This window comes from Tetragenococcus muriaticus DSM 15685 (assembly GCF_000423785.1).
GTDB lineage: Bacteria > Bacillota > Bacilli > Lactobacillales > Enterococcaceae > Tetragenococcus > Tetragenococcus muriaticus.
The window spans coordinates 1-2422 of record NZ_AUIQ01000100.1 but is presented as its reverse complement, the minus strand read 5'-3'; the positions used below and the strand labels follow the sequence as shown (position 1 = coordinate 2422).

Below are 2422 nucleotides of genomic sequence, written 5' to 3'. Positions count from 1 at the left end.
TTAAAAAGTGGCGATAAAAAGGGAAAATAACATAAAAGTCACCTCGTTGATCGGTCGAATGCGTTATCCACAAATTTTTATAAATCATTCAGGTTGTGTTATATCAAGTTCATCAATCATGAAGTTTAATTCTTTTAAAGCTTTTTTGCCTTCATCAATATAGCCCGTGTATTCTTCAACGTTACCAGCAGTTGGAATATATACAACTGCTTTATCTATAATCGCGTTATCTTTGATAAATGATTGAAATTGTTTTAGCGTTCCGGCAAAGTATGAAGTTAAAAAGATTTTTTTCATGAGTTTTCTCCTTCGTAACAGTTTCTTATCTTATATAACAGTAGGACCGCTTTCAAAAACAAATATTTCTTTTAAAGATAGTACCATGTTTTAAATACTGGTTCAAATTCTTAAGGATGAATGCTGTGAGCTTACTGTAAAACGAGTGCATAAATGTTAGAGTTTTGTTATGTAATTAGTTAAACTTTTAAATAACCAAAAAACTACCCTATTGCCGTAGGGTAGTTTTTCTTTTCACTGTTGCGACTCCAGCGTTGGAGCTAGAAGGGCAACTGTTTCAATCATTGCTAATCATCTAGCCAGTGATTAACTAGCGCGATTACTAGACCCACAAAAAGTGGGGCAATGATTAATGAGATTATTTCATGCAACTAAGACACCCCCTTTTGGGGCAGTTGCCATAAAATATTATAACACAGTTTATTCAATTAAGGTATGAAATATCAAAAGTATTTGTTATTATCTTAACAAGGAGGAGTAGAGAGAAAAATGATAGATAAAACAATTCCTTATGTTAAATTTCAAATGGAAAGAAGCACTTCCCAAGTATTACCAGATAGACAATTGCCAGAAGGTTATCAGTTTAGCTTTTATACTCCTGGCGATGAAAGGGATTGGCAAGCTATTGAAACTTCTGCGGGAGAATTTGATCACTTGTCAGAAGCAGAAACCTATTTCCAAAAGAACTTTTCCCCTTATCCAGATGAATTGACAAAAAGAATGACTTTTGTCACAGATCCTTCGGGTAAAAAAATTGCAACATGTACGGCTTGGTGGGCAAAAGAGGGCGGTCCTTAGTTTCATTGGCTAGCTGTGATGCCAGAAGCACAAAGACAAGGAATAGCAAGCTTTCTGGCAGTGAAGGTGACTGCACTTTTAGAAGAGCTGTATCCAGATCAACCCGCAATGCTGCACACTCAAACATGGAACTATCCTGCAATTGCAATATACGAAAAGTTAGGCTATACATTTGTTCCCGGTACGAAAGATTTCGAAAAAGGAATGCGTATTTTAAAAGACCTTGCAAAAAGAAAAGGTTAGGTTCATTGCTATTAATTGAGGGGATTTTAGTAGGAGAATTGTATAAATGATAAATAATGACTCTCTTTTTGATAGATAGTCCGACTCAATACCAAAAAGAGAGTTGTTTTGTTGAAAAACCAATTAATATGGCTAAATAAATTGCGTCACCGCTGCACCAGCAATGATTAATACAAGACCAATGACTGTAACAGTCATTTCTTTTTTCGTTTTCTCTTGTCCTAAAAACCAAATACCTGTTAGGGTAGCTAAGGCAACATTCGTTTGTGATAAAACAAAGCCCGTAGCTAAACCGTTCATGTCAGGCTGTGCTGAGATCAAGTAAGTCAATGCTCCAAAAGCAAAGAAGAAACCCGCCCAGATTTGTTTATAAGAAACAGTTTCTTTAAATGGAGAAGCGGCGGTATTATTTCCCACTGTTTCTATAGCAGCATAAAACATCCCTACGATTAACATGCCGATCGCTTGTGGTAAAAAAGCTTCCATCCCGCTGATCGAAGTTGCTTGAGGAGCCGCTGAATAAAGCCAGTAGCCAATTTCGCCGAAGAGTAACCAAATGACAGCTTTTTTTAGCAAACTAGAATTTTCCTGAGTTTTGTTTTCAGACCAGACAGTGAAGTAGGCTCCAATAATAATGGCAATTAAAGCAATCCCACCCCAAATTTTAGCGGTAACTCCAGGCCAGTCTCCTAGATAAAACACGCCCCATAGTGAGGCTCCGAGCAATTGAAAAGCTGTGGTGATAGGCATAGCTCTTGAGGATCCAACTAAACGAAATGATAAGAAAGTAACAATTTGTGCGCACGCCCAGCCAATACCAGAAACGATGGATAAAAGCAAGTCAGACCCGCTAGGGAAGGCAAGACCACGAACCCACATAAAAATTAACGCCAAAATAAATGTTCCGATGGTTGTTCCTAAGATTTGGTTCGATGGACGTCCACCGAATTTAGATGCGATAGTTGGAAATAATCCCCAACCGATTAAAGGTCCTAAACCAACTAAAAGTGCTACTATATCCATTTTTGTCCTCTTTTCTACTTACAATTTCTTTTTTAGAATACGACGTTGCTTTCTAACATGA

At 37.3% G+C, this 2422-nt stretch carries 5 protein-coding genes; 2 read left to right on the top strand and 3 right to left on the bottom strand.

The features are described 5' to 3' along the window. Positions 1-84: 84 nt before the first annotated feature. Together G577_RS0110285 and G577_RS12600 are read right to left on the bottom strand one after the other, a co-directional pair. Complete coding sequence (locus G577_RS0110285) at positions 85-297, bottom strand: Type 1 glutamine amidotransferase-like domain-containing protein (RefSeq protein ID WP_028791085.1); 213 nt, start codon at positions 295-297, stop codon at positions 85-87. A gap of 287 nt (positions 298-584) precedes the next feature. Next, the gene (locus G577_RS12600) at positions 585-668 is read right to left on the bottom strand and encodes a type I toxin-antitoxin system Fst family toxin (RefSeq protein ID WP_155988513.1); all 84 of its coding nucleotides are present in this window, start codon (positions 666-668) and stop codon (positions 585-587) included. 118 nt (positions 669-786) lie between these two features. Between G577_RS12600 and G577_RS12535 the strand changes: the two genes are divergently transcribed. Together G577_RS12535 and G577_RS12530 are read left to right on the top strand one after the other, a co-directional pair. Continuing rightward, positions 787-1095 (top strand): hypothetical protein, encoded by a 309-nt coding sequence (locus G577_RS12535; protein WP_231556738.1) that lies wholly within the window; start codon positions 787-789, stop codon positions 1093-1095. A 15-nt stretch (positions 1096-1110) separates the two neighbouring features. After that, complete coding sequence (locus tag G577_RS12530) at positions 1111-1338, top strand: GNAT family N-acetyltransferase (protein WP_327796024.1); 228 nt, start codon at positions 1111-1113, stop codon at positions 1336-1338. 132 nt (positions 1339-1470) lie between these two features. Here the strand turns inward: G577_RS12530 and rbsU are convergent, their stop codons facing one another. Then, positions 1471-2361 (bottom strand): ribose/proton symporter RbsU, encoded by an 891-nt coding sequence (rbsU, locus tag G577_RS0110265; RefSeq protein ID WP_028791084.1) that lies wholly within the window; start codon positions 2359-2361, stop codon positions 1471-1473. Between the last annotated feature and the right edge of the window lie 61 nt (positions 2362-2422).